General features: G+C 49.9%; 26 protein-coding genes. 14 read left to right on the top strand and 12 right to left on the bottom strand.

Annotation, left to right across the window (positions count from 1 at the left end; genetic code table 11):
- The first annotated feature begins 12 nt into the window (after nucleotides 1-12).
- Genes lldP through trmL form a run of 4 tightly spaced genes read left to right on the top strand, consistent with a single transcriptional unit; the run spans nucleotide 13 to nucleotide 4,142 of the window.
- Complete coding sequence (gene lldP, locus OGY33_RS22050; RefSeq protein WP_048215310.1) at nucleotides 13-1,668, top strand: L-lactate permease; 1,656 nt, start codon at nucleotides 13-15, stop codon at nucleotides 1,666-1,668.
- Nucleotides 1,665-2,441 carry a transcriptional regulator LldR gene (gene lldR, locus OGY33_RS22045; protein ID WP_003024170.1) on the top strand — a complete coding sequence of 259 codons (777 nt, stop codon included), beginning with the start codon at nucleotides 1,665-1,667 and terminating at the stop codon, nucleotides 2,439-2,441. Before lldP ends, lldR begins: the two co-directional genes overlap by 4 nt.
- Entirely contained in the window at nucleotides 2,438-3,628 is a 1,191-nt protein-coding gene (gene lldD / locus OGY33_RS22040) for an FMN-dependent L-lactate dehydrogenase LldD (RefSeq protein WP_191238016.1), read from the top strand. Before lldR ends, lldD begins: the two co-directional genes overlap by 4 nt.
- A gap of 40 nt (nucleotides 3,629-3,668) precedes the next feature.
- Complete coding sequence (trmL, locus tag OGY33_RS22035; protein ID WP_191238015.1) at nucleotides 3,669-4,142, top strand: tRNA (uridine(34)/cytosine(34)/5-carboxymethylaminomethyluridine(34)-2'-O)-methyltransferase TrmL; 474 nt, start codon at nucleotides 3,669-3,671, stop codon at nucleotides 4,140-4,142.
- A gap of 181 nt (nucleotides 4,143-4,323) precedes the next feature.
- Here trmL and cysE read toward each other — a convergent pair whose 3' ends face one another.
- The 5 genes from cysE to OGY33_RS22010 all read right to left on the bottom strand — a co-directional run bounded on the left by cysE (nucleotide 4,324) and on the right by OGY33_RS22010 (nucleotide 7,491).
- Nucleotides 4,324-5,145 carry a serine O-acetyltransferase gene (gene cysE / locus OGY33_RS22030; protein WP_003024160.1) on the bottom strand — a complete coding sequence of 274 codons (822 nt, stop codon included), beginning with the start codon at nucleotides 5,143-5,145 and terminating at the stop codon, nucleotides 4,324-4,326.
- 77 nt (nucleotides 5,146-5,222) lie between these two features.
- The gene (gpsA, locus tag OGY33_RS22025; RefSeq protein WP_008786462.1) at nucleotides 5,223-6,242 is read right to left on the bottom strand and encodes an NAD(P)H-dependent glycerol-3-phosphate dehydrogenase; all 1,020 of its coding nucleotides are present in this window, start codon (nucleotides 6,240-6,242) and stop codon (nucleotides 5,223-5,225) included.
- Nucleotides 6,242-6,709, bottom strand: coding sequence for a protein-export chaperone SecB (gene secB / locus OGY33_RS22020; RefSeq protein ID WP_003024155.1), 468 nt, complete (start codon nucleotides 6,707-6,709; stop codon nucleotides 6,242-6,244). The genes gpsA and secB overlap by 1 nt, the downstream gene beginning before the upstream one ends.
- Nucleotides 6,710-6,755: 46 nt before the next feature.
- Nucleotides 6,756-7,007, bottom strand: coding sequence for a glutaredoxin 3 (gene grxC, locus OGY33_RS22015; protein WP_003024152.1), 252 nt, complete (start codon nucleotides 7,005-7,007; stop codon nucleotides 6,756-6,758).
- A gap of 52 nt (nucleotides 7,008-7,059) precedes the next feature.
- Nucleotides 7,060-7,491 carry a rhodanese-like domain-containing protein gene (locus tag OGY33_RS22010; RefSeq protein ID WP_003024148.1) on the bottom strand — a complete coding sequence of 144 codons (432 nt, stop codon included), beginning with the start codon at nucleotides 7,489-7,491 and terminating at the stop codon, nucleotides 7,060-7,062.
- A 249-nt stretch (nucleotides 7,492-7,740) separates the two neighbouring features.
- Here OGY33_RS22010 and gpmM point away from each other — a divergent pair, with 249 nt between their 5' ends.
- The 3 genes from gpmM to OGY33_RS21995 are packed head-to-tail and all read left to right on the top strand — an operon-like array spanning nucleotide 7,741 to nucleotide 11,517.
- Entirely contained in the window at nucleotides 7,741-9,285 is a 1,545-nt protein-coding gene (gene gpmM / locus OGY33_RS22005; protein ID WP_191238014.1) for a 2,3-bisphosphoglycerate-independent phosphoglycerate mutase, read from the top strand.
- A 33-nt stretch (nucleotides 9,286-9,318) separates the two neighbouring features.
- On the top strand, nucleotides 9,319-10,578 hold the full coding sequence (gene envC, locus OGY33_RS22000; RefSeq protein ID WP_231587333.1) for a murein hydrolase activator EnvC: 1,260 nt from the start codon (nucleotides 9,319-9,321) through the stop codon (nucleotides 10,576-10,578).
- Between the two features lie 3 nt (nucleotides 10,579-10,581).
- Nucleotides 10,582-11,517: a divergent polysaccharide deacetylase family protein gene (locus tag OGY33_RS21995; RefSeq protein WP_048227316.1), complete on the top strand. Its 936-nt coding sequence runs from the start codon at nucleotides 10,582-10,584 to the stop codon at nucleotides 11,515-11,517.
- On the opposite strand, the gene OGY33_RS21990 is transcribed toward OGY33_RS21995, so the two are convergent.
- From OGY33_RS21990 to kbl, 3 genes are all read right to left on the bottom strand, one after another.
- Nucleotides 11,518-12,555: a glycosyltransferase gene (locus OGY33_RS21990; RefSeq protein WP_048215306.1), complete on the bottom strand. Its 1,038-nt coding sequence runs from the start codon at nucleotides 12,553-12,555 to the stop codon at nucleotides 11,518-11,520.
- Between the two features lie 182 nt (nucleotides 12,556-12,737).
- Nucleotides 12,738-13,763 carry an L-threonine 3-dehydrogenase gene (tdh, locus tag OGY33_RS21985; protein ID WP_003024132.1) on the bottom strand — a complete coding sequence of 342 codons (1,026 nt, stop codon included), beginning with the start codon at nucleotides 13,761-13,763 and terminating at the stop codon, nucleotides 12,738-12,740.
- Between the two features lie 9 nt (nucleotides 13,764-13,772).
- Nucleotides 13,773-14,969: a glycine C-acetyltransferase gene (gene kbl, locus OGY33_RS21980; RefSeq protein WP_003827313.1), complete on the bottom strand. Its 1,197-nt coding sequence runs from the start codon at nucleotides 14,967-14,969 to the stop codon at nucleotides 13,773-13,775.
- A gap of 214 nt (nucleotides 14,970-15,183) precedes the next feature.
- Here kbl and rfaD point away from each other — a divergent pair, with 214 nt between their 5' ends.
- The 7 genes from rfaD to OGY33_RS21945 are packed head-to-tail and all read left to right on the top strand — an operon-like array spanning nucleotide 15,184 to nucleotide 22,452.
- Nucleotides 15,184-16,116 carry an ADP-glyceromanno-heptose 6-epimerase gene (gene rfaD, locus OGY33_RS21975; RefSeq protein WP_003827312.1) on the top strand — a complete coding sequence of 311 codons (933 nt, stop codon included), beginning with the start codon at nucleotides 15,184-15,186 and terminating at the stop codon, nucleotides 16,114-16,116.
- Nucleotides 16,117-16,125: 9 nt separating this feature from the next.
- Nucleotides 16,126-17,172: an ADP-heptose--LPS heptosyltransferase RfaF gene (rfaF, locus tag OGY33_RS21970; protein WP_191238013.1), complete on the top strand. Its 1,047-nt coding sequence runs from the start codon at nucleotides 16,126-16,128 to the stop codon at nucleotides 17,170-17,172.
- Nucleotides 17,173-17,175: 3 nt separating this feature from the next.
- Nucleotides 17,176-18,144 carry a lipopolysaccharide heptosyltransferase RfaC gene (rfaC, locus tag OGY33_RS21965; protein ID WP_103014674.1) on the top strand — a complete coding sequence of 323 codons (969 nt, stop codon included), beginning with the start codon at nucleotides 17,176-17,178 and terminating at the stop codon, nucleotides 18,142-18,144.
- A 16-nt stretch (nucleotides 18,145-18,160) separates the two neighbouring features.
- Nucleotides 18,161-19,444 carry an O-antigen ligase family protein gene (locus tag OGY33_RS21960; RefSeq protein ID WP_191238012.1) on the top strand — a complete coding sequence of 428 codons (1,284 nt, stop codon included), beginning with the start codon at nucleotides 18,161-18,163 and terminating at the stop codon, nucleotides 19,442-19,444.
- The gene (locus tag OGY33_RS21955) at nucleotides 19,437-20,450 is read left to right on the top strand and encodes a glycosyltransferase family 2 protein (RefSeq protein WP_079934344.1); all 1,014 of its coding nucleotides are present in this window, start codon (nucleotides 19,437-19,439) and stop codon (nucleotides 20,448-20,450) included. The genes OGY33_RS21960 and OGY33_RS21955 overlap by 8 nt, the downstream gene beginning before the upstream one ends.
- Nucleotide 20,451: 1 nt before the next feature.
- Nucleotides 20,452-21,507 (top strand): lipopolysaccharide core heptosyltransferase RfaQ, encoded by a 1,056-nt coding sequence (gene rfaQ, locus OGY33_RS21950; RefSeq protein ID WP_149607893.1) that lies wholly within the window; start codon nucleotides 20,452-20,454, stop codon nucleotides 21,505-21,507.
- Nucleotides 21,508-22,452 carry a glycosyltransferase family 8 protein gene (locus tag OGY33_RS21945; protein ID WP_191238011.1) on the top strand — a complete coding sequence of 315 codons (945 nt, stop codon included), beginning with the start codon at nucleotides 21,508-21,510 and terminating at the stop codon, nucleotides 22,450-22,452. It abuts the gene before it with no gap.
- Between the two features lie 28 nt (nucleotides 22,453-22,480).
- On the opposite strand, the gene OGY33_RS21940 is transcribed toward OGY33_RS21945, so the two are convergent.
- From OGY33_RS21940 to OGY33_RS21925, 4 genes are read right to left on the bottom strand one after another with little or no spacing between them, the layout of a single operon-like run.
- The gene (locus OGY33_RS21940) at nucleotides 22,481-23,488 is read right to left on the bottom strand and encodes a glycosyltransferase family 8 protein (RefSeq protein WP_191238010.1); all 1,008 of its coding nucleotides are present in this window, start codon (nucleotides 23,486-23,488) and stop codon (nucleotides 22,481-22,483) included.
- A gap of 48 nt (nucleotides 23,489-23,536) precedes the next feature.
- Complete coding sequence (locus OGY33_RS21935; RefSeq protein ID WP_137377631.1) at nucleotides 23,537-24,556, bottom strand: glycosyltransferase family 8 protein; 1,020 nt, start codon at nucleotides 24,554-24,556, stop codon at nucleotides 23,537-23,539.
- Between the two features lie 30 nt (nucleotides 24,557-24,586).
- The gene (rfaP, locus tag OGY33_RS21930) at nucleotides 24,587-25,384 is read right to left on the bottom strand and encodes a lipopolysaccharide core heptose(I) kinase RfaP (protein WP_048215298.1); all 798 of its coding nucleotides are present in this window, start codon (nucleotides 25,382-25,384) and stop codon (nucleotides 24,587-24,589) included.
- Nucleotides 25,377-26,501: a glycosyltransferase family 4 protein gene (locus OGY33_RS21925; protein ID WP_048227326.1), complete on the bottom strand. Its 1,125-nt coding sequence runs from the start codon at nucleotides 26,499-26,501 to the stop codon at nucleotides 25,377-25,379. Before OGY33_RS21925 ends, rfaP begins: the two co-directional genes overlap by 8 nt.
- Between the last annotated feature and the right edge of the window lie 323 nt (nucleotides 26,502-26,824).

The raw sequence follows: 26,824 nt of genomic DNA, 5'->3' as shown, positions 1-26,824 counted from the left end.
AGGAGACCTGCAATGAATCTCTGGCAACAGAACTACGACCCGGCCGGTAATATCTGGCTTTCCAGCCTGATCGCATCGCTCCCTATCCTGTTTTTTTTCTTCGCCCTGATTAAGCTCAAGCTGAAAGGCTATGTTGCGGCGTCCTGGACGGTGGTGATTGCTCTGGCAGTCGCCCTGCTGTTTTACAAAATGCCGGTCGATCACGCGCTGGCATCCGTAGTGTACGGTTTCTTCTACGGTCTGTGGCCAATTGCCTGGATCATTATCGCCGCGGTATTCGTCTATAAAATCTCGGTGAAGACCGGACAGTTCGACATTATCCGATCATCGATACTCTCGATTACCCCAGACCAGCGTCTGCAAATGCTGATTGTCGGTTTCTCCTTTGGGGCATTCCTCGAAGGAGCAGCAGGCTTCGGTGCTCCGGTAGCGATTACCGCCGCACTGCTGGTTGGTCTTGGCTTTAACCCGCTGTATGCGGCAGGTTTGTGCCTGATCGTAAATACCGCGCCGGTCGCTTTTGGCGCAATGGGCATTCCGATTCTGGTTGCCGGTCAGGTTACCGGACTGGACAGCTTCGAGATTGGCCAGATGGTAGGTCGTCAACTGCCGTTCCTGACCATTATCGTGCTGTTCTGGATTATGGCAATTATGGATGGCTGGCGTGGTGTCAAAGAAACCTGGCCTGCGGTGATGGTCGCTGGCGGCTCGTTTGCTATCGCACAGTACCTCAGCTCTAACTTTATCGGGCCGGAACTGCCGGACATCATCTCTTCTCTGGTCTCACTGGTGTGTCTGACGCTGTTCCTGAAACGCTGGCAGCCGGTACGCATCTTCCGTTTTGGCGATATGGGCGCTTCGCAGGTCGATATGGATCTGTCACGCACCCGCTACACCGCTGGGCAGGTGGTACGCGCCTGGTCACCGTTCCTGTTCCTGACCGCTACCGTCACGCTGTGGAGCATACCGCCGTTTAAAGCGCTGTTTGCGCCAGGCGGCGCGATGTACCACTGGGTGGTCAATATTCCGGTTCCGTTCCTCGACAAGCTGGTTGCCCGTATGCCACCGGTCGTACACGAAGCTACAGCCTACGCGGCGGTGTACAAATTTGACTGGTTCTCCGCGACCGGTACCGCAATACTGTTTGCCGCCCTGCTGTCTATCGTCTGGCTGAAAATGAAGCCATCTGCTGCGCTGCAGACCTTTGGCAGCACGTTGAAAGATCTGGCGCTGCCTATCTACTCCATCGGCATGGTGCTGGCATTCGCGTTTATCTCTAACTACTCCGGGCTTTCATCCACCCTGGCACTGGCCCTGGCACATACCGGCAGCGCATTTACCTTCTTCTCGCCGTTCCTTGGCTGGCTGGGGGTATTCCTGACCGGGTCCGACACCTCATCAAACGCATTGTTCGCCGCCCTGCAGGCCACGGCCGCTCAGCAAATCGGCGTTTCGGATGTGCTGATGGTGGCCGCAAATACCACCGGCGGCGTGACCGGCAAGATGATCTCTCCGCAATCTATCGCAATCGCCTGTGCGGCAGTGGGATTAGTGGGGAAAGAGTCTGATCTGTTCCGCTTTACCGTGAAGCACAGTCTGATTTTCACCTGTATGGTGGGTGTGATTACCACGCTGCAGGCCTATGTCTTAACCTGGATGATTCCATGATAGTGATGCCCAGACGCCTGTCAGACGAAGTCGCATCTCGTGTGCGGGCGCTGATTGAAGAACAACAGCTGGAGGCGGGCATGAAGTTGCCCGCTGAGCGCCAACTGGCCGTACAGCTCGGCGTATCGCGCAACTCGCTGCGCGAGGCGCTGGCGAAACTGGTGAGCGAAGGCGTGTTGATTAGCCGTCGTGGCGGCGGGACGTTTATCCGCTGGCAGCATGAGGCCTGGTCTGAACAAAACATCGTTCAGCCGCTGAAAACTCTGCTGGCGGACGACCCTGATTACAGTTTCGATATTCTGGAAGCCCGCCACGCCATCGAAGCCAGCACCGCCTGGCATGCAGCTATGCGTGCCACTGCTGCCGACAAAGAGAAGATCAGACTCTGTTTCGAGGCCACACAAAGCGAAGATCCAGATCTCGCCTCGCAGGCAGACGTTCGCTTTCATCTCGCCATTGCGGAGGCCTCGCACAACGTGGTGCTGTTACAGACCATGCGCGGTTTCTTCGACGTATTGCAGTCTTCGGTGAAACAGAGCCGCCAGCGTATGTACCTTGTGCCGCCCGTATTTTCACAGCTGACGGCGCAGCATCAGGCCGTCCTGGATGCGATTGTTGCCGGAGATGCCGACGGAGCGCGTAAAGCAATGATGGCGCACCTCAGTTTTGTCCATACCACGATTAAACGATTTGATGAAGATCAGGCCCGCCAGGCGCGTATCACCCGCCTGCCCGGTGACCCTGGTGAGAATAGCAGGGAGAACAACACATGATTATTTCAGCAGCCAGCGACTATCGCGCCGCAGCCCAGCGCATCCTACCCCCCTTCTTGTTCCACTATATAGACGGAGGGGCGTATGCAGAGCACACTCTGCACCGTAACGTGGCAGACCTGTCAGAGGTGGCGCTGCGCCAGCGCGTGCTGAAGAATATGTCCGACCTGAGCCTGGAGACAAAGCTGTTCAACGAAACGCTCTCCATGCCGGTGGCCCTTGCACCTGTCGGTCTGTGCGGCATGTACGCGCGCCGGGGCGAAGTTCAGGCCGCCGCCGCCGCTGATGCCAAAGGCATTCCGTTTACGCTTTCCACGGTATCCGTATGTCCGATTGAAGAAGTCGCCCCAACCATCAAGCGTCCAATGTGGTTTCAGCTATATGTTCTGCGCGATCGCGGCTTTATGCGCAACGCGCTGGAGCGCGCCAAAGCGGCGGGTTGCTCCACGCTGGTCTTTACCGTCGATATGCCAACACCGGGTGCACGCTACCGTGACGCCCATTCCGGGATGAGCGGCCCAAATGCCGCACTGCGCCGCTACTGGCAGGCAGTCACCCATCCACAGTGGGCATGGGACGTTGGCCTGAACGGTCGCCCACATGATTTAGGTAATATCTCGACTTATCTTGGTAAACCTACCGGTCTTGAGGATTACATCGGCTGGCTGGCGAATAACTTCGATCCGTCGATTTCCTGGAAAGACCTCGAGTGGATCCGCGAATTCTGGGATGGCCCGATGGTGATCAAAGGGATCCTCGATCCCGAAGATGCCCGAGACGCCGTACGCTTTGGCGCGGATGGTATTGTTGTCTCTAACCACGGTGGCCGCCAGTTAGACGGCGTGCTGTCTTCAGCTCGCGCGTTACCCGCTATTGCCGATGCGGTAAAAGGCGATATCACCATTCTGGCAGACAGTGGGATCCGCAACGGTCTGGACGTCGTACGTATGATTGCGCTGGGCGCGGATAGTGTTCTGCTGGGACGTGCTTATCTGTACGCGCTGGCCACCCACGGTCAGGCCGGGGTGGCGAATCTACTAAATCTGATCGAGAAAGAGATGAAGGTGGCAATGACCCTGACCGGGGCGAAATCGATTAGCGAAATCAGCCGTGATTCGCTGGTACAAGAACTGGGTAAACAGGTGGCTGACTACCCGATGCAGCCCAAACGTGGAAATGCGGCGTAAACGTTAATTTGCTATGCTGCCCCGTACTTAAGGGGGCAGCATGCTAAACATCGTTTTATTCGAACCAGAAATCCCGCCAAATACCGGCAATATTATCCGTCTTTGCGCCAACACCGGCTTTCGTCTGCATATTATTGAACCAATGGGCTTTACCTGGGACGATAAGCGCCTGCGTCGCGCGGGGCTGGATTACCATGAATTTGCCGCCGTGCAACGCCACCCTGATTACGCCGCCTTCGTCGCCGCAGAAAATCCGCAACGTCTGTTTGCCCTGACCACCAAAGGTACGCCAGCGCATAGCGCGGTAAGCTATCAGGATGGGGATTATCTGATGTTTGGCCCGGAAACTCGCGGTCTGCCAGCCAGCATCCTCGACACGCTGCCTGCCGAACAAAAAATTCGTATTCCGATGATGCCGGACAGTCGCAGCATGAACCTGTCGAATGCGGTGTCGGTGGTGGTGTATGAGTCCTGGCGCCAGTTAGGTTATCCCGGCGCGATATTGCGTAGTTGATTTTTGTCGGATGGCGGCTGACGCCTTATCCGACCTACGAAAGAATTTACCGTTATTTTTCGAGCGTTATCGGCGCAGTCAGGTTGGACACGGACTGCGCTTGCCGACCTGCGCGTACACGTAGTACGTGAGGATGGCGAGCACAGCCCGGGTTCAAGATGACAAGTAAGATAGCTCGAAATCAGATGCCATCGCCGTATTCGAACGTATGATGTATCCCGTTGAAATGCTGATCCATATCCATGGACGGTTTATCGCTGTCTGGCTTACCGACGATGCGCGCCGGTACGCCTGCGGCGGTGGTATGCGGCGGTACGGGCTGTAGCACGACCGAACCTGCGCCAATCTTCGCGCCGCGCCCGACTTCAATGTTGCCGAGAATTTTTGCTCCCGCGCCGATCATCACGCCTTCACGAATTTTCGGGTGGCGGTCACCGCCGGCTTTACCGGTCCCACCCAGCGTGACGGATTGCAGAATAGAGACGTCGTTTTCAATCACCGCGGTTTCACCGACCACAATGCCGGTGGCGTGATCGAGCATAATCCCACGGCCAATTTTTGCCGCCGGATGAATGTCTACCTGGAAGGTAACGGACACCTGATTTTGCAGGAAGATCGCCAGCGCCTGACGCCCCTGATGCCACAGCCAGTGACCGATACGGTAGGCCTGAAGCGCATGAAAGCCCTTCAGATACAGCAGTGGAGTGGAATATTTATCTACAGCCGGGTCACGCGTGCGTACTGCCTGAATATCGCAGGCCGCTGAGGCAATCATTTCAGGATCGGCCGCGTAGGCCTCTTCTACGACTTCGCGAATCGCAATGGCGGGCATGATTGGAGAAGCGAGTTTATTCGCCAGCATATAGCTTAGCGCACTGCCGAGATTTTCATGCTTGAGCAGCGTTGCGTGGTAAAAACTGGCCAGCATTGGCTCACATTCCGCCAGTGCCCGGGCTTCCGCTTTAATGTTTTTCCAGACGATATCCAGTTCTTCACACGGCATTGCGTACTCCAGAAGGTAGCAAAACGACCGATCCGTTCTTCGCGGATCGGGTCGTTATATTCAACAGTTCCTTACAGCTAGTGGCGACTCAGCTCGTCCTTGCGTGCACGGCCTAATAACGTCAATGCTGCCTCGCGCGCGTTTTTTCCGCAATACAATACTTGATAAATTTCCTCGGTTATTGGCATCTCAACACCAAAACGGTGCGCCAATTCACGAACTTCTTTCGTATTGCGATAGCCTTCAACCACTTGGCCAATCTTGTCCTGCGCACCCTGCACGTCCATCCCCTGGCCGAGCATCATGCCAAAACGACGGTTGCGCGACTGGTTGTCGGTACAGGTCAGCACCAGATCGCCTAAACCCGCCATCCCCATAAAGGTGGCAGGATCGGCCCCCAGCGCCGCACCAAGACGAGACATTTCGGTCAGCCCACGGGTGATCAATGCGGTTCGTGCATTCGCGCCAAAACCGATGCCGTCAGACATCCCCGCACCAATGGCAATGACGTTTTTCACCGCGCCGCCAAGCTGCACGCCAATGAAATCCGGGTTGCTATAAACGCGGAAGCTTTTGCCGCAGTGCAGCAACTGCTGGAGATCGTCAGCAAAAGTGTCGTCCGTCGAGGCCAGAGAAATCGCCGTCGGCATGCCCGCAGCCAGCTCTTTGGCGAACGTCGGGCCGGAAATAACCGCCAGTGGAATTGAGTCCCCCAGCGCTTCACGCGCGACGTCCTGCAGCAGACGCCCTGTTTCCGCTTCCAGACCTTTTGTCGCCCAGACCAGTCGTGCGTCAGGACGCATCAATGGTTTGATGTTACGCAGCACTTCGCCAAAGACGTGGCTCGGCACCACCACCAGAATATTACGACTGGCGGCCAGTGCAGTGGCTAAATCACTTTCCAGGCGCAGCGTGTCGGGAAAAGGCACATCAGGAAGGAACGCGACGTTGCAGCGATCGTGCTCGAGAGTCGCGATATGTTTAGGATCATGGCCCCACAGGACAACCTGATGGCCATTTCTTGCCAGGGTGATGGCAAGAGCGGTGCCGTACGAGCCGGCACCAATCACAGTCATTGAAGCATTACTTTGGTTCATCAGGCATCCTGATGTTCTTCAGTACCTTCGCCAGCCTGCTGCTGTAAATAGTTCATGAACAGCGCATCAAAGTTGACCGGCGCAAGGTTCAGTTGCGGGAACGTACCGCGTGAAACCAGGCTGGTGATGCATTCGCGGGCATACGGGAACAGAATGTTCGGGCAGTATGCGCCCAGGCAATGCGCCATCTGAGTCCCTTCAATACCACTGATGGAGAAAATACCGCCCTGCTGAACTTCGCACAGGAACGCAGTTTCTTCACCCAGGGAAGCCGTTACGGTGACACGCAGCACTACTTCATACACGTCATCTGCCAGTTGGGTAGATGCGGTATCAAGATCCAGTTTAACCTCTGGCTGCCAATCTTTCTGGAAAACATGCGGTGCATTTGGCGCTTCGAAAGACACATCCTTGGTATAAATACGTTGGATCTGGAAAGCCATTTCAGTGTTATTTTGTTCTGACATGTTGAGAAAACCCTTTAGTGTTGTCCTTTAAATACTTCGGTACGCCTTAACGCAGCAGCGGATCCAGTCCACCACGCGCATCCAACGCATACAAGTCGTCACAACCACCAATGTGCTGTGCATCAATAAAAATCTGCGGAACCGTAGTACGGCCACTGCGCTTGATCATTTCTTCACGCTTCACGGCATCGCCGTCAATCGGAAGCTCCTGGAAACTCACACCCTTGCTGTTCAGGAGCGCCTTTGCGCGATGGCAAAACGGGCAGGTTGCTTTGGTATAGATCTCAATATTGGCCATGACTTATCTCCAGTGTTCTTTTTACCCTGCGGCATGAAAGAAGACGGGTAAATTACTTGCCGCGAACCAGTGGCAGATTCTCACCACTCCAGCCCGCTACGCCATCTTTCAGTACAGACACCTGCTCAAAACCGGCTTTGATCAGCGCAGTTGCTGAATCCTGGCACTGCATGCCTGAACCATCAACCACAATCACAGGTTTGTTTTTGTGTTTTTCCAGTTCGCCAAAGTTGTTGGCTTTGATTTCGCTCGGCAGCAGGTTAGTGGAGCCTGCGATATGGCCTTTGCGGAAGTCGTCGCGCTGACGTAAATCCACGACAACGGCGTCTTCTTTATTGATGAGACGTGTGGCTTCTCCGCGCGTAATCACCTTCACTTTGGAAGTCAGGCTCTTAAACGTGGTAAATAATACAGCCGCCAGTAACGCAATCCAGGCGATACTCAATACAGGGTGGCGACTAACAAATTGCATAATTTCTTGCATGGGGGGTAACAACTCCCGACTCAGTGATTAAAAAAACCAGGAAAGGAGTATACCTGCGCGTTGGCGCAAATACAGCCAGAGCGTGCATTGGATTGCATTTTTGCGGGGCGCTACGGAAAAAAAAACCTAAAACCACGCCCTCTGCGGCGCGCTCTGGTCGATTATTTGATCTTCCGGGGCTACTTTATCGATTCAGCTGTAGTAAAATTACGCAATTATTTTTTATCTATTAAGTGTGAGGTTGTCGCAATGTCGGTTTCTAAAAAACCTATGGTACTGGTGATTCTGGATGGCTACGGCTATCGCGAAGACATCCAGGATAACGCCATTTTTAGTGCTAAAACCCCGGTAATGGATGCCCTGTGGGCAAAACGTCCGCATACCCTGATTGATGCGTCTGGCCTGGAAGTTGGCCTGCCCGATCGCCAGATGGGCAACTCCGAAGTCGGTCACGTCAACCTGGGCGCGGGCCGCATCGTGTATCAGGACCTGACCCGTCTGGATGTCGAAATTAAAGAGCGTACTTTCTTCGCTAACCCGGTGCTGACCAATGCGGTCGACCAGGCAAAAAATAGCGGCAAAGCGGTTCACATCATGGGTCTGCTCTCTGCGGGCGGTGTTCACAGCCACGAAGATCACATCATGGCGATGGTAGAAATGGCTGCTGAACGCGGGGCTGAGAAAATCTATCTGCACGCTTTCCTTGATGGCCGTGATACCCCGCCGCGCAGCGCTGAACATTCACTGCAGAAATTCGAAGAAAAATTTGCCGCGCTGGGCAAAGGCCGCGTAGCGTCCATCATCGGTCGTTACTACGCGATGGACCGTGACAACCGTTGGGATCGCGTTGAACAGGCTTATGACCTGATGACGCTGGCAAAAGGTGAGTTCCAGTTCGCTACAGCGGTTGAAGGCCTGCAGGCTGCTTATGCCCGCGACGAAAACGACGAATTCGTGAAAGCGACCGTGATCCGTGCTGAAGGCCAGGCTGAAGCCGCCATGGAAGACGGCGATACGCTGATTTTCATGAACTTCCGTGCTGACCGTGCGCGTGAAATCACTCGTGCGTTTGTTAATGCTGATTTCGACGGCTTCGCCCGTAAGAAAGTCGTTAACCTCAACTTTGTGATGCTGACCGAATACGCGGCCGACATCAAAACTGCGGTTGCTTACCCACCAGCATCTCTGGCTAACACCCTTGGCGAGTGGATGGCGAAGCACGACAAAACGCAGCTGCGTATTTCCGAAACCGAAAAATATGCGCACGTGACCTTCTTCTTCAATGGCGGCGTAGAAGAGCCGTTCAAAGGCGAAGATCGCATCCTGATCAACTCGCCGAAAGTGGCGACCTACGATCTGCAGCCGGAGATGAGCTCTGCTGAGCTGACCGAAAAACTGGTTGCGGCGATTGAGAGCGGAAAATACGACACCATCATTTGTAACTACCCGAACGGCGACATGGTTGGTCATACCGGCGTAATGGAAGCAGCGGTTAAAGCGGTTGAAGCGCTGGATCACTGCGTTGAGCAGGTGACTAAAGCGGTTGAGTCCGTTGGCGGCCAGTTGCTGATCACCGCAGACCACGGTAACGCAGAGCAGATGCGCGATCCGTCCACCGGTCAGGCGCACACTGCGCACACCAACCTGCCCGTTCCGCTGATTTATGTCGGTGGTAAGAACGTCAAAGCAGTCGAAGGCGGCAAACTTTCTGATATCGCCCCGACGATGCTGACGCTGATGGGTATGGAAATCCCGCAAGAGATGACTGGTAAGCCGCTGTTCATCGTGGAATAATCCCTCCCCATGAGGGGAAAGGCGATTAATACCATCACTCGGGCCGTGAAACCGCGTAAGTTTTCAGTCAGGCCCTTGTTCTACGCCAGCGCGCTTAGCGCTGGCGTATTGCTGTGCGCCTTTTCCGCCCACGCGGACGAACGCGACCAGCTCAAATCTATTCAGGCCGATATCGCGGCAAAAGAACGCGCGGTACGCCAACAGCAACAACAACGCGCCACCCTCCTCGCTCAGCTTAAAGCTCAGGAACAAGCCATCGCCGTTGCCGCAAGGCAGTTGCGCGAAACGCAAAACTCACTGGCGCAGCTGAATGCACAAATCGCAGAGATGAACGCAGCACTCGCGAAGCTGGAAAAACAGCGGGCCGCGCAAGAGCGCAGCCTGGCAGCGCAGCTAGACGCAGCTTTTCGCCAGGGCGAACACACCGGCATTCAGCTCATTCTTAGCGGTGAAGAAAGCCAGCGTGGGCAACGCCTGCAGGCCTATTTCGGCTATCTGAACCAGGCGCGACAGGAAACCATCGCGCAGCTGAAACAAACCCGCGAAGAGGTCGACTCGCAAAAAGCCGAGTTGGAAGATAAGCAGAGCGAACAGCAGACGCTACTGTACGAACAGCGCGCTCAGCAGGCTAAGCTGGAACAGGCACGTAACGAACGCCAGAAAACGCTTTCGAGTCTGGAATCATCGATTCAACAGGGTCAACAGCAACTGGGCGAAATGCGCGCCAACGAATCCCGTCTGCGCAACAGCATTGCTCGCGCCGAAGCCGCGGCCAAAGCGCGCGCGGAACGTGAAGCACGCGAGGCGCAGGCCGTACGTGATAAGCAGAAGGATGCGTCACGAAAAGGCTCAACCTATAAACCGACCGAAAGTGAAAAATCACTGATGTCGCGTACCGGGGGCCTGGGTTCGCCGCGCGGTCAGGCATTCTGGCCCGTTCGTGGTCCAACGTTACATCGTTATGGCGAACAGCTGCAGGGTGAGCTACGTTGGAAGGGGATGGTTATTGGCGCATCCGAAGGCACCGAAGTTAAAGCCATTGCCGATGGTCGCGTCATTCTGGCGGACTGGCTGCAGGGCTATGGCCTGGTGGTCGTCGTTGAACACGGTAAAGGCGATATGAGCCTGTACGGTTATAACCAGAGCGCACTGGTCAGCGTCGGGACGCAGGTTCGCGCCGGGCAGCCTATAGCACTTGTGGGTAGCAGCGGCGGTCAGGGCAGGCCGGCACTCTATTTTGAAATTCGTCGCCAGGGTCAGGCGGTCAATCCACAGCCGTGGTTGGGAAGATAAGTTTTGCCACAACAATTTCGTCGTCTACTACTCTCTCTCGCCAGTCTGCTGGCCTTCGCAACACCTGTATTTGCTGGCAAACTCGCCATCGTCATTGATGATTTCGGCTATCGCCCACACACTGAAAACCAGGTACTGGCGATGCCTTCTACCATCTCCGTTGCCGTTCTGCCTAACGCCCCACATGCGCGTGAAATGGCAATCAAAGCGCATAACAGCGGGCATGAAGTCTTGATCCATCTGCCAATGGCGCCGCTGAGCAAGCAGCCGTTAGAGAAAGACACGTTACGCCCTGAAATGAGCAGCGAAGAGATTGAGCGGATCATTCGCGACGCGGTAAGCAAAGTACCGAATGCGGTCGGTCTGAACAACCATATGGGCAGCGCGATGACCTCCAGTCTTTTCGGCATGCAGAAGGTGATGCAGGCGCTGGAACGCTACGACCTCTACTTCCTGGACAGCATGACCATCGGTAACAGCCAGGCAATGCGCGCAGCGTCAGGCACCGGTGTGAAGGTCATCAAACGCAAAGTCTTCCTGGATGACACGCAAAACGAAGCCGATATTCGCCGTCAGTTTAATCGTGCCGTCGAGCTTGCACGCCGCAACGGTTCCGCAATCGCCATTGGCCACCCTCACCCGTCTACGGTTCGCGTCCTGCAGCAGATGCTGTATAGCCTGCCAGCCGACATCACGCTGGTTCGCCCAAGCAGCTTGCTCAATGAACCACAGGTGGATACCTCCAAGCCAAACCTCACGCCACCGAAGAACGGTACGCCTGATGCTCCGCGTAATCCTTTCCGCGGGGTGAAATTATGCAAACCGAAACAGCCGTTAGAGCCGGTGTACGCCAGCCGCTTCTTCAGCGTGCTCGGCGAAAGCATCACCCAAAGCACGCTGGTGCAGTATATGCGCCTGCAGTGGCAGGGCTGGCAATAATCAGTCTTTACTATCCAGCGTTAAATGGGCCAGGCGGCGCGGCGTCAATGATTTATCGCGCCACTGGCTAAAACGGATAGCCCACAACAGCACCTGATAACCCAGCTTAACGCTGCAGATATTACTCACCATACGCTTGAACATACCCGATACAAATACTTCAGCAATCATGCGCTGGCGGATTTTCTCGTCCGGCTCTTTACGTATGCAATGACAAACGCGTAGCGCTTCGTAAATCACCTGCTGTTTGAATTCCGGGTAAATTGGAATGCGTCCGGCGTAGTCGTGATTCATCTTATCCAGCAGACGGGTAATTTTGATGTAGTGGCGCTGGTAAGCGAGGTTTTTCAGCCCGGTGCGCGGCAGACGGCTAACAGATGCGCCGTGCAGGAAGTATTTGTACAGCGGGACTTCCGTGTAACGCGCGCGCTTCGCATTAAACATAAACTCCGTTGTCCAGATAATATCCTGGTGGTGCAGGCCAGACAGAAAGGTCAGCCCCGCGTCGCGGATAGTCTGATGACGATAAACGCCCATCCAGACAACGTGCCGCCAACGGCGGCTGGCTAACGCTTTGCGTAACCAGTCTGGCCCGGTCATCACGCCGGTAGAACGAATACGATCGGTAGGAATGGATGCCCAGGTGTGGCCCGTCTCGGCAATACACCAGTCAGCGTTGCACTGCGCAACATCCAGGTTGTCTTTCAGCGCCATATTCATCAGCGTTTCATACATTTCCGGATAGGCAATATCATCGCCGTCTACGTACGCGATATACTCTCCCCTGGCAACTTTCATACCGGTATTGCGCGCCGCAGAAACGCCCCCATTGCGCTGGTGCAGCAGATGAACGTGCGGATAACGATCCGCATAAGACTGAGCAAGCTCCGCAGAGTTATCCGTAGAGCCATCATTAACAATAATGATCTCCAGGTTCTTCCAGGTTTGCGCAATCAGTGAATCCATACACGCAATGAACGGCTCACCCGTGTTGTAAAGCGGCATAATGACGCTCAGGAGACCAGGGGTATAGGTCATATCAAATCCTGCCAAACAGTAGAGTTATCGGCACTTTTTAGCATATTAAGCGGTAGATTTTCAGAAAAAAATATTAATTCTTTAGCGGAAAATGCGCCGGGCAGGAGGAAGCAAAAAAGCCCCGGATGGTAATGATAATCAACATCCGGGGACAACACACAGAATCCACAGGGTGGATACGGTTAATCCCAGCTCAGGATCACTTTCCCTGACTGGCCTGAACGCATCGCGTCAAAGCCCTGCTGGAATTCATCGATGGAGAATCGATGGGTGATGATCGGCGACAAATCCAGTCCAGACTGGATCAGTGCAGCCATTTTGTACCAGGTTTCAAACATCTCACGACCGTAGATACCTTTAATAAACAGTCCCTTAAAGATAACTTTCGTCCAGTCGATGGACATATCAGATGGCGGAATACCCAGCATAGCAATACGGCCACCGTGGTTCATGGTGTCCAGCATGGCGCGAAACGCTGGCGGCGCCCCTGACATCTCCAGGCCCACATCAAACCCTTCGGTCATACCCAGTTCAGCCATCACGTCGGTCAGATTCTCTTTCGACACGTTGACCGCGCGGGTGATACCCATTTTGCGCGCCAGCTCAAGGCGATACTCATTAACGTCGGTGATCACCACGTGGCGTGCGCCAACATGCTTCGCGACCGCTGCCGCCATAATACCGATTGGACCCGCACCGGAAACCAGCACATCTTCCCCAACCAGATCGAACGACAGCGCCGTGTGCACTGCATTACCGAACGGATCGAAGATAGACGCCAGGTCGTCGGAGATATTGTCCGGGATTTTAAATGCGTTAAATGCCGGGATCACCAGGTACTCCGCAAAGCAGCCAGGGCGGTTTACACCGACACCGGTCGTATTGCGGCACAGGTGAGTACGTCCACCGCGGCAGTTACGGCAATGCCCGCAGGTGATATGACCTTCGCCTGAAACACGATCGCCGATTTTAAAGCCTTTAACTTCCTGGCCGATGCCAACAACTTCGCCGACATATTCATGCCCAACGACCATCGGTACCGGGATGGTTTTTTGCGACCATTCATCCCAGTTATAAATGTGAACGTCAGTCCCGCAGATGGCTGTTTTACGGATTTTAATCAGCAAATCGTTATGACCGACTTCCGGTTCAGGAACGTCGGTCATCCAAATGCCCTCTTCCGCTTTCAGTTTGGATAACGCTTTCATTTCACATCCTCAGGCAATAACGCCCAGTTGTTTACCAATGCGTGTGAACGCCTCAACAGCACGCGTAATCTGCTCAGGGGTATGCGCCGCAGACATCTGGGTACGGATACGCGCCTGGCCTTTTGGAACCACCGGATAGAAGAATCCGGTAACGTAAATCCCCTCTTTTTGCAGCTCGCGGGCGAATGCCTGCGCCACTACTGCATCACCCAGCATAACCGGGATGATCGCGTGATCCGCACCGGCTAACGTAAAGCCTGCGGCAGACATTTGCTCGCGGAACTGACGTGCATTCGCCCACAGGCGATCGCGCAGGTCGCTGCCAGCTTCAACCATTTCCAGCACTTTAATGGAAGCCGCAACAATCGCCGGTGCCAGTGAGTTGGAGAACAAATAAGGACGGGAACGCTGACGCAGCCACTCAACAACTTCTTTGCGCGCTGCGGTGTAACCACCGGATGCGCCGCCGAGTGCTTTACCCAGCGTACCGGTGATGATGTCCACGCGACCCATCACGTCACAGTATTCATGGGAGCCACGACCATTTTCGCCGACAAAACCGACGGCATGGGAATCATCAACCATGACCAGCGCGTCGTATTTATCCGCCAGATCGCAAACGCCTTTCAGGTTAGCGATTACCCCATCCATAGAGAACACGCCATCAGTGGCGATCAGGATATGACGAGCGCCCGCTTCACGCGCTTCTTTCAGGCGAGCTTCCAGTTCCACCATATCGTTGTTGGCGTAACGGAAACGTTTTGCTTTACACAGACGCACGCCATCAATGATAGAAGCGTGGTTCAGGGCATCGGAAATAATTGCGTCTTCTGCGCCCAACAGCGTTTCAAACAGGCCGCCGTTGGCGTCGAAGCAAGAAGAGTAAAGGATGGCATCTTCCATACCGAGGAATGCCGCCAGTTTTTGCTCCAGTTGTTTATGGCTGTCCTGGGTACCGCAAATAAAGCGAACCGAAGCCATACCAAATCCGTGAGAATCCATACCCGCTTTTGCCGCTGCAATCAGTTCCGGATGGTTAGCCAGTCCCAGATAGTTGTTCGCACAAAAGTTAATAACGTGGCTTCCATCCGCCACGGTAATATCCGCCTGCTGGGCAGATGTAATAATGCGTTCTTCTTTAAACAATCCTTCCGCACGTGCGGTTTCGAGATCGTTCGTTAACTGTTTGTAAAAATCCCCACGCATTTCAATTCTCCAGACTGGGCAAATTTCAGCACATATTACCCAAAGCTATACGTTGATACGAGATGACGCATCATCACTTCTTCAAAATGAAGCATAAATCACGTGTACCCGCACGGCTTATCGGTGAATGGCTGAAGCCTAAGCCATGTAGTGATATGATAGAAGTATTCGTGTCTGAGATTGTCTCTGACTCCATAATTCGAAGGTTACATTTATGATCATCGTTACCGGCGGCGCGGGCTTTATCGGCAGCAACATCGTTAAGTCCCTGAATGATAAAGGCATCACCGACATCCTGGTGGTGGACAACCTGAAAGACGGCACCAAGTTTGTTAACCTGGTGGATCTGAATATTGCTGACTACATGGACAAGGAAGACTTCCTGATCCAGATTATGGCCGGGGAAGATTTCGGCGATATCGAAGCGATTTTCCACGAAGGCGCATGCTCTTCCACCACCGAGTGGGACGGCAAGTATATGATGGACAACAACTATCAATACTCCAAAGAGCTACTGCACTACTGCCTGGAGCGTGAAATCCCGTTCCTGTACGCGTCCTCTGCCGCCACCTACGGCGGTCGCACTTCTGATTTCATCGAATCCCGTGAATATGAGAAACCGCTGAACGTCTACGGCTACTCAAAATTCCTGTTCGACGAGTACGTGCGTCAGATCCTGCCAGAAGCCAATTCTCAGATTGTTGGCTTCCGCTATTTCAACGTCTACGGACCGCGTGAAGGCCACAAAGGCAGCATGGCAAGCGTTGCTTTCCACCTCAACACCCAGCTTAACAATGGCGAAACGCCAAAACTGTTTGAAGGCAGTGAAAACTTCAAACGTGATTTCGTTTACGTAGGCGACGTGGCTGCGGTAAACCTGTGGTTCCTGGAAAACGGGGTTTCCGGCATCTTTAACCTCGGTACAGGTCGTGCGGAATCTTTCCAGGCCGTTGCCGATGCTACGCTGGCGTACCACAAAAAAGGCAGCATTGAGTACATTCCATTCCCGGAAAAACTGAAAGGCCGCTACCAGGCATTTACCCAGGCAGATCTGACGAACCTGCGCGCAGCGGGCTATGACAAGCCGTTTAAAACCGTCGCCGAAGGCGTCACGGAATATATGGCCTGGCTGAACCGCGACGCGTAAGAAGTTAGCATGAAAATACTGGTGATCGGCCCGTCATGGGTGGGCGACATGATGATGTCGCAAAGTCTCTATCGCACGCTCAAGGCGCGTTATCCCCAAGCGATAATCGATGTGATGGCACCTGCATGGTGCCGTCCGTTATTGTCGCGCATGCCAGAAGTCAACGAAGCTATCGCCATGCCGTTGGGGCACGGCGCGCTGGAGATCGGCGAGCGCCGTAAACTCGGCCACAGTCTGCGTGAGAAGCGCTATGACCGCGCTTATGTGCTGCCTAACTCGTTTAAATCAGCTCTGGTGCCATTCTTTGCGGGTATTCCCCATCGTACCGGTTGGCGTGGCGAGATGCGCTACGGTCTGCTGAACGATGCGCGCGTACTGGATAAAGACGCATGGCCACTGATGGTCGAGCGCTATGTGGCTCTGGCTTATGATAAAGGCGTGATGCTGACGGCCAAAGATTTGCCGCAGCCTCTGCTATGGCCACAGTTGCAGGTCAGCGAGGGTGAAAAATCGCTAACCTGTAGCCAGTTCTCCCTTTCAGCCGAACGTCCCATCATCGGCTTTTGCCCGGGTGCGGAATTTGGTCCAGCAAAACGCTGGCCACATTACCACTACGCAGAGTTGGCGAAGCAGTTGATCGATGAAGGCCATCAGATTGTGCTGTTTGGCTCAGCAAAAGACCATGAAGCTGGCAATGAGATCCTGGCAACGCTGAGCACTGAACAGCAAGCCTGGTGCCGTAATCTGGCGGGCGAAACACAGCTGGAACAGGCCGTCATTCTGCTCGCCGCCTGCAAAGCGGTCGTCACCAACGATTCTGGATTAATGCACGTGGCCGCAGCACTGAACCGTCCACTGGTCGCATTGTATGGTCCAAGCAGCCCGGATTTTACGCCCCCGCTTTCCCACAAGGCACGTGTCATTCGCCTGATTACGGGGTATCACAAAGTGCGTAAGGGCGATGCGGCAGAAGGCTATCACCAGAGCCTGATTGACATCACGCCGCAGCGCGTGCAGGAAGAACTCAACGACCTGTTGTTACAAGAGGAAGCCTGACGGATGCGGGTTCTGATCGTTAAAACGTCGTCTATGGGCGATGTGCTGCATACGTTGCCCGCATTAACCGATGCGCAGCAGGCTATTCCGGGTATTCAATTTGATTGGGTGGTGGAAGAAGGGTTCGCTCAAATCCCCTCCTGGCATTCAGCTGTTGACCGGGTTATTCCAGTAGCGATCCGTCGCTGGCGTAAAGCCTGGTTTTCAGCGCCGATTAAAGCCGAGCGTAAAGCGTTTCACGATGCGGTGCGTTTACAGCATTATGACGCAATAATCGATGCTCAGGGTTTAGTTAAAAGCGCCGCGTTGGTGACACGTCTGGCACGTGGCATCAAGCATGGTATGGACTGGAGCACAGCCCGCGAACCGCTGGCGAGTCTGTTTTATAATCGCAAACATCACATAGCCAAACAGCAGCACGCGGTAGAACGTACGCGTGAATTGTTCGCCAAAAGTCTGGGGTATGCTAAACCGCAGTTGCAGGGTGATTACGCGATTGCGCAGCATTTTATGAATGAACATAAGGCTGATGCAGGCCAGTATGCTGTATTTCTGCACGCCACGACACGTGATGATAAGCACTGGCCAGAAGCCAACTGGCGGGAGCTGATTGGCCTGTTAAATAATACGGGCATCCGTATTAAACTCCCCTGGGGTGCTCCTCATGAAGAAGAGCGCGCCAAAAGGCTGGCAGAAGGGTTTCCCTACGTTGATGTCCTGCCGCGAATGAGTCTGGAAGATGTGGCTCGCATTCTGGCGGGGGCAAAGTTTGTGGTGTCGGTTGATACAGGATTGAGCCATTTAACCGCCGCGTTGGATCGCCCTAATATTACGTTGTATGGCCCAACGGATCCCGGACTGATTGGGGGATATGGGAAGAATCAATACACACAGCAAAGCCATTCCGGAAAATTGCAGGATCTGGATGCTAACTTAGTCAACATATCGCTAGTTGATAATAATTTGCTTTAACTTTAAGAGATGAACCATGCTTCGCCAACACATGTTTTCTCGTTTTATTTGTAGTATAAAAAATAATCCATTCGATTTTATATACTTCTTATTTTACGCTGGGATCCTGGCAACGCTTGCGATGGTGCTGGTCAATCCAGATGAAGCGCTGAAGGTATTTATTTTCTCCACGGCGCTATCTCTACCGCTTATAGGAAAAAATATAAAACATGTGTGCAGTAACAAACAAAACCTGGTTTTACCTGTTATGTTGTTGCTCTTCGGTTTACTCCAGATTATTTGGGTAGAAATATTTAAACAGCCAGGATCTGCTTTTACCGGAGCCTATAGGTCATACCAGAACGGTGGCAAAGTGATGATTTTTTCCGCACTGGTTATGACCGCTTTGGCATCGCGAGAGCCATGTGCCAACATAACTCGCATCACCAGTATCTGGACGATTCTTACAGCAATAGGCCTGTATCTTTTCGCAGGCTACGAGGTCGCCGAGGCACCAGATATTATGACCTACCGTGTTGCGCTGGGCTTTGAACACCAAACCGGCACAGCCTACGCTCTGACGCTAATTGCATTATTAGCCTCTCAGGCCATTATTAATCTGCGTCTAAAACACACCGTTGCACTCTATCTGTTACATTTTTTGATATCGCTGGCAGTCATCATCACAACGCAAACTCGAGCCGCTATTTTGGTATACCCGATCCTGAGTGTCGGCCTATTCCTGATGTACTATCGTCACAACCGCACCATGCTATTAAGGGCACTGCTAGGTTTTGTAATACTGGTGGGGGTTGCTGCAATCCCCTTAAAACCAATCATTGAAAGCCGCTATCAGAACTTCCTGGTTGATCTGCACTCTTATAATCAAAACAATAGTAATACTTCTATCGGCGCGAGACTGGCGATGCAACGGGCAGGTATTGAAGCCGGGAAAGTGCACCACTGGGGACAGTCACTCGAACAACGCGGAGCAGAAATTCAGCGACTTGCGGTGCAGGACACCTCGCTGCAAGGGGCACTTGAGTTCATTAACGTCCACTTGCATAACGAAATAGTTGATACCTTCTCACTAAAAGGCATCCCTGGTGTTGTTGTGCTACTCTTGCTCTATACTGCCATGTTTTTAATAGCTTACTGGCAACGTAGTCCTCTGTTGTTCGTCGTCTCAGGCGCTATCGCAGTCTATGGCTTGAGTGATTTATTATTATATGCCAAAGGTGAAGCCCTGAGCAGCGTGCTGGCGTTATGTGTAGCAGCAGTACTGAGCTCGAGTCCAACAAGAGAACGATGCCATGGTTAACGCTTCCGGTTATTTACTGAGCATTATTATACCTACATACAACAACGCTGAACTCATCACAGCGACGTTGGCGTCTATACATCAGAGCATCACTGATGATGTGGAGGTAATAATTGTTAATGATGGCTCTACGGATTTAACCGAAGAGCGTATAAATGCGTTTTACCGCGAAAAAGATTGTCATAATGTTAAATATATAAGTCAAAAAAATCAGGGTGTTGCAATCACCCGTAATGTTGGGCTTGCTCATGCGACAGGGAAATATATTGGCTTTGTAGACAGTGATGATATTGTCTGCCAGAATTATTTTACAATTCTCTTGCCTAAGTTAAGAGACGAAAAATATGACATCATCGAATTTAACTTAACTCGAGATATAAACAATTTGTATAAGAACGCGCCAAAAATGGAAAACAACATTACCCAGCGCGAAATAATCTTATCAGATGACAATTACGCCCCTCTATTACCAACATTCAAGGCAGGGCAATGGCATCTGATGACAAAAATCTTTCACCGCAATATCATTGGTAGCGATAAGTTCGAGGAACATCGTCGCTACGAAGACATGATTTTTTGCCCATTCCAGTATTTTAAATGCCATAAGATTCTAAAAATCGAGAATAAGTTATATTACTACCGAGTAAACGATAAAAGTATTACCGAGAACATTATTGATAGTGACGCTGACAGCATCTTCTTTGCTATGCGAAAAATGTATAACTATATTAATGAAAATAGGTCCAAGCGTACTGTTGCGACATTTATGATTATCAATTGCTTTCTCGAAGGACGTAAACTTTTACGCAAGAAAAAAGGCTATTATCGCTATAGCGAGAGTATGCTAAATGACATTCAGAATGCACTTGCATGCTGCGATACGAAAATCGTTAAGAAGAAAATAATTCTGAAGATGAAATATCCCCATATCGATCGTTCTATTTCTGAAACAAGATATAAGATAATATCTGCTTGCAAAAGCTTATTCTTGCGAAAGGGATTTTAACATGTTTGAAAAAGTTGACCGGATTCTTATTTGCAAGCTCAAGTTTTATGGGGATGTTCTGCTAACTACGCCTGTCATTGCCAGCATTCGGGCACGTTATCCACAAGCTAAGATCGATCTGTTGCTCTATAAAGATACCAAAGCAATCTTAGCTGCCCATAAAGATATCAATAATTTTTATCTGATTGAGAAAAAGCAAGGCCTGCTGTCAACAGTGAAAAATTACCTTTCAGTACGTAAACAACTGAAAAAAAATCACTACGACCTGATCGTTAACCTCACCGAACAATGGCCGATCGGCGCTCTTATAGCGTCTTTGCGTTGCCCTTCAATTGCTTTTGAGCGCGAAAAAGATCAGTGGAACCGACTTTTTACGCGAGTAACGCCATCCATTGGAACACATATTGTTGAACAAAATTTATCTATTCTAAAAGGTATCGGGTTTAGCGAAACAGAACTGAAGAAAGAGATGTCTCTTTGTTATCGCCCTGACGACTATCAACATTTAGTTACCCTACTCCCGGAATTGCCTTCACAAAAATATGTCGTTATTCAACCCACTGCCAGACAAGAGTTTAAATGCTGGGACGATGAAAAATTCGCGCATGTTATAGACCACCTTCATCGGCGTGGTCTGCATGTTTATCTTACCTGTGGGCCAGCGCTAAGTGAGCAGCAGCAGGTTCAGCGCATTGCTGAACTGTGTCAATCTTCCCCTGATCTGACGCTGGCAGGTAAAACCACCTTTTTGCAGTTGGCTGCATTGATCGATCATGCAGTTCTGTACATTGGCGTCGATTCTGCTCCTATGCATATGGCAGCGGCGCTAAAGACACCGCAGGTCTGCCTGTTTGGCGCCACCAATTATCAACAGTGGAAGCCATGGTCAGATAAAGCTTTATTGATTTGGGCTGGCGATTATCATCCGATGCCTTCTCGAGATAAACTCGACAGATCTAAAAAATATCTAACATGGATACCGGAGCAAGCTGTGATTGACGCTATCGATAAGGTACTTCATGATAGTGACAATATAAAAGGTAATGAGAAAGCATAAATGGACAGCAAAAAAAACGTTATTAACATTGCTTACTGTACAGATGCCAATTATCTGGAATATGTAGCAGTGTCCATTATGTCTGTCATAATGAACAACCCGGGGCAAGATCTGTCATTCTTCGTCTTTGTCTATGACGTTACAGATGAAGAAATCAATAAACTACGTTCTACCAGTGATAAAATTCAGGTTATCAATATCGATAAGGAAGAGATTGAAAAGTATAACAATGACTTTGCAATCAAACACCTGAACCGTTCAATCTATATGCGATTAGCGGTCCCACGACTGCTTAGGGATAAGGTAGAATCTTTTATTTATTTAGATGCAGACACACTGTGCTTCGACAGCATTCATGAAATTAATAACATTGACATTAGTGAAGTTATTTGTGCCGTCAGTCATGATTCGCTTGATAATAGTAGCAACAAAAATGCGAAACGATTAAATTTAACGACAGATTTTTATTTCAACTCCGGATTTATGTATATTAATATCAAAAAATGGACTGAACATAATATTGAAATAAAAGCCAACCAAATATTGTTCGATCGGGTCAAAAATCTCCCTTATCCGGATCAAGATGCTCTGAACATTGCTATTAATAGCAATGTTAAATTTATTGATAACAAATGGAATTTTTTATTTAACTGGTTTACTGAACAACAGAAAGAGACCTTCTTTTTTCAAAAAGATACTCTACCACGTATTATCCATTTCACCGGTGGAAGGAAACCCTGGTATAAAGAACACACTGGGCTTTCACAGCAACTTTATCTTTTCTACCATCATTTCACGCCATGGCGAAATACTGAACTACGGTCTTATGCTCCACGTATGAGGCCTACTGATTATCGTGTTTACTCACGTCAGGAAGCCCAAAAGGGAAATTACTATGCCTCTCTCAAATGGTATATGAAATACCTTAAGACTAAATTACGTTAATAAAAAACTCCCTTACGGGAGTTTTTTATTATTTTTTTAATTTTTCACGCAAATAACCAATATAACTGATTACTGAGGCGAAATACTTCCCTTGTAACCTTTCATGGCGTGACTTCTTTTTGTACTGTTTTGGCGTTCTGGCAGGTAGCAGTGGAACTGTCGCCCACGGAGAAGCCTTCCAGGCTTCAACAAAGTACTGTGCTGAAGGATAGTTAGCCCATGAATTCCAGGGTTTAGTTACACCAACATAATGAATAAGAATAGTGTCATTGGTGATGTATTCTTTATATCGAGAAGTGTCTTTACTCTTTAACTCTTGTTTAATGCCATATATTGCATCGTAGATTCTAGGTAGAAAAATGGTTTTCCCTAAAAACATAATATTCAAAACATCCTGATCAAGAAACGCAAATTTCTTGGTTTTGTCCAACAGAATAGAAAATGCTTTAGCGAAAAACTGTTGTTCCTTCCACTTCTTTAAATTAGCAAAAATAACACCAGCATTAAAATATTGCTCAACAAATTCCGGAACGTTAAGTCGAGTGGCAGCATATGAACGACTGCCATCAATATCTTGAATAACTGCAGCCACATGATGCTCAAACTGAATTTTTGTTAATTCAATCAACGACCCTTTACATACCACATCGGCATCTATATATAATAAATTATCAATTTTTTCACTAAGATACTCAAATGCAATAAACCTAAAATAGGTCGCATAAGACCACGCATTCCCGCATGGCAAAACCTTTAATCCTTCAGCATTCATCACATAAACAGTTATATTCGTTGAATACTGCTTTGCTAATATTTCTAATTTTTGCTGATAGTCTGAGTCAATATAATCAGTAAAAAGATGAAAATGAATATTGATATCTTGATTATGTAGTAAAACGGACGACATCGAAACCGCCGCGCCAAACATAAAGTTCTGATCAACCCCCCAGGCGATATTGAGCTGTGGGTTTTGTTCTTTTGGAGCACCAAAGAACTCAATGGTATCCTTGATAGACTGATGACAATCAAAATTCATGTACTACACCTTTTCAATATGCTATCTGACAATTATATGCACAACTAACTAGTGTGACCGTGCGTTATGTAGTTTATTTTTTATATACATTACATGACTAAGCACCGAACGGATATATTTACGTTGTGCCCTTTCATGCCGTGACTTGCGTTTATATAGTTTTGCCGTATTTGCATTTAATAAAGATTTTTCCGCCCATGCTGATTTTTTATAGGCATCTATAAAAAACTTGGCTACCGGGTATTTGGCCCATGAATGCCATGGCTTAGTAACACCGACATAGTGTATTAATACCGTATTATCGGTGATGAAATTCTGATATAGTTTATCATTCTTATTTTTCAATTCCTGATCCACACCATAAATACAGTTAAAATCTCTTCTCAGGAAAATAACATTACCGACAAACAAGATGTTCAGCACATCCTGATCAAAATAAAGAAGCTCTTTTTGACGTTTGTCTAAAATGGAAAATGCTTTAGTCAACAACTGCTGTTCACGCCACACTTCGAGATTGGCAAATACCACGCCAGAGTTAAAGTAACCGTTACTCAGTTCAGGAATGCCGAGCCTGTTGCCGGATTTAATACGCACATCATCGATATCATTGATGACAGCCGCATATTCCCCACAGAAATTAATCTCCGTAAGCTCTTGCAATGAACCTTTACAGATAACATCGGCATCAAGATACAGTACAGAGCTTAGCTCCGTACTTAAATATTCAAATGCAAGATAACGATAGTACATCGCATAAGTCCATGATTTCGTACTCGGTAGTTCACGAAATACCGCGTTATCGAACACAAGAACCGTCACAGTCGTACTATACATTTGGGTCAGGCGTTTTACACTCTCCAGATAATCGTCATCTATATAGTCTGTTGCTATATAAAAGTGAATATCAATATCAGGGTTATTCACTAATACTGAGGTCATTGAAATGCCAGAACCAAATAAAAAATTACGGTCGACACCATACGCAACACTTAGTTTTTTACTCTTCTCATGCGTAGAGCTGTCTATGACGTGTTTTTGAATAACTAGCTTCTGGAAATCAATGTTCATAATAAAATGGCCTCAAACTTTATGTGTGATTTATAGCGCTTTTCTTATTGTTCTTCGTCTTATTTTTTGCGCTTTTGTGACAGCCTGTTCAAACAACCTGACTTCCTGACGAAAGATTTCACGTAGTGGCATCGAAAAATAGACACGTAAAAAACGGTAGATATCTCTGGACGTCAGACCGATCTCAAGTGAAGAGAAATAGAGTCCGATCAAGTCCTTGTCTCGCCAGCGGCGCGGTACATGTTGACGAATTTGTGCACGATGCAGATCGATTACGGAAAGTTTGATATCCGCAATATTTTCTGGCATCGGTTGTTGGAGTAAAAAATGGCAAATATAGCAATCCCGATGATTTACTCCACCCCGATGCATTTTACCCACCATTTCTGCCACACGGGTAATAATGGTCCGTTTTAATACAAAATCAGGACGCTCAACTCCCCACCCGGCACAAAAATCTTCAAGGCTGATGGCGGGAGAAAGATCCTCAGTGATGATAAACGAGGTTCGCTCTAACGGATTCAGACCTTTTTGACCAAATGCAACCCCTGTCATAGTATCAACATTCAGTTCTTTTAAGCGGTGAATCGCCAGCCACTCACGGTCGGCACCCAGTACAGGCATACGCAGAGATATAAGGTTCTTCACCACTTCTTTAAGCGTGGTTCCATGATGATATTTAAGAAAATAACCCTTTCCCATCATCTCAAAACGTAGGGTACGCCGTGTTTCCAGAGCGCGAAAAACCTCACCATCCAGCTTAGTGACTTCAGTAAACGGGTCTTTTCCTTGCCACTGCGTGGCAAATGGTTCTTTTAATTCAATCATTCTTAGGACCTAAAATGATATCTGCAGCTTTATCTGCCAGGCTGTAGAGATCTTCTGTATCAGCAAAATGCCGCGCGTTCCCGGCCCAACGGCTTCTCTGCTCATTATTTTGCAGCGCATCGAAAAGTGCTGTATTCAGATTTTCCTGCTCAAAAGGTTCAGGAATCACCACCCCACATTGTGCGGCGTTGATATAACCCGCATAGCCGCAAACTTCGGTAGTCAATACCGGTAGCCCGGCAACTACAGCTTCTAGCAAGACAATACCGGCAGCTTCCTGTACAGCGGGGTGAAGTAATAAATCAGCAGCAGACATCAATTCTGCGACATCGTCTCGCCCCGAGAAGAACTGCACTTGTTCTTCAACCCCCAATTGACGAGCCTGAGCGCGATAGCGATCGGCCTTATCCTGACCAACAACCATCAATCGCGTGCGGTGGCGGATGACATCAGGCAAAGAAGCCAACGCCTGTAATGTTCTTGGCACGCCTTTGCGTTTGAAATCGGAACCTACCTGTAAGAGTAAGTACTGATCGAGACCAATACCGTTTTTTTCTCTGACAACCTGCCGGCTGTTTTCAGGTTGTTGGCTGTACTTTCGGTCAGGATAGATTCCTGGTGGCAGGATACAAAAACGCTGGCTCTCAGTTTGGTAATGATGTTTGAAGTCACCAATTTGCTTATCGGTTAACATCAAAAGCGTAGTGCCGGCACCCCGCTGAAATACAGCTTGTTCAAATGCAGAATAGTGTCGGTACCTGCTAGTCAATTTGTAGAAAAAGCCTTTCTCGCGGGCGACCTTTTCTGCATAGCAAACGTCCGCAGCGTAATACACATCCAACCCAGGCATTTTATTAAAACCAACGACACGATCGACGGGATGTTGAGTTAAATAATTCTGAACCCACTGATAATATTGCTCGTTTTTCCCATGATTCGTTCTGGATGTGACGGGGACGAGTATAATCTCCAGCCCTTTCGGACGCTCGCCCTGCCATGACTGGGTAAATACCTGAACATGATGGCCACGAGAAGCAACCGTCAGCGCTACCCGCAAGAAATCACGTTGTAACCCACCATAGGGAAAATACTTGTACAAACAAAAAGCAATATTCATGCATTAATATCCGCATCGCGTCGCCAGGCATGTCAGGTTTGAAGCATCAGAATCGTGTAATCCTTGCCTAAAGCATCCAAAGATGACTTTCTGTGCTTTCGAAACGTTTCTGCCCGCTAGCTACCTGAAATTGCGCAGTAGTATATCATTTATTATCACGCATTCCGAAATGAATATTTTTTGAACAAAATACAAAATAAACCATGAAAAACATACAGATAAAAAAGACACCAGTTCATCAGAAAACGTACACCGCACAAGAGGTTAAGACATATAAATGCGGCCATGTGCATTTTTGAAATAGCCATCAGCGAAATCGGTCC

It is taken from the genome of Citrobacter sp. Cpo032 (genome assembly GCF_030332975.1).
Taxonomy (GTDB): domain Bacteria; phylum Pseudomonadota; class Gammaproteobacteria; order Enterobacterales; family Enterobacteriaceae; genus Citrobacter; species Citrobacter portucalensis.
Note: the sequence above shows the minus strand (reverse complement) of the source record. Positions and strands in the feature narration are given on the sequence as shown.